Below are 228 nucleotides of genomic sequence, written 5' to 3'. Positions count from 1 at the left end.
GCCCGTTCCAGCCCCGTTGCCCGCATGCCATGGAAATCTGTAACAGTGCTCCGCCACTGGAAGAGTTTAGTCCAGGCCGTCTGCGCGCCTGCTTTAAACCGGTGGAGGAACTGGTATGAATGCGGTAACCGAACAACGAAAAGTACTCCTCGAAATTGCCGATCTGAAAGTCCATTTCGACATCAAAGATGGTAAACAGTGGTTCTGGCAACCGTCGAAATCCCGCTG

The 228-nt window shown here is 53.1% G+C and carries 2 pseudogenes; both read left to right on the top strand.

The annotated features are described in order from the left end of the window. Positions 1 to 119, top strand: a pseudogene (oppD, locus tag FDX22_RS00505) (oligopeptide ABC transporter ATP-binding protein OppD); the annotation flags it as partial. Beyond that, a pseudogene (locus FDX22_RS00500) lies at positions 116 to 228 on the top strand (oligopeptide ABC transporter ATP-binding protein OppF); the annotation flags it as partial. The pseudogenes oppD and FDX22_RS00500, both read left to right, overlap by 4 nt.

Source organism: Citrobacter sp. TBCS-14, assembly GCF_005280805.1.
GTDB lineage: Bacteria > Pseudomonadota > Gammaproteobacteria > Enterobacterales > Enterobacteriaceae > Citrobacter > Citrobacter gillenii.
Note: the sequence above shows the minus strand (reverse complement) of the source record. Positions and strands in the feature narration are given on the sequence as shown.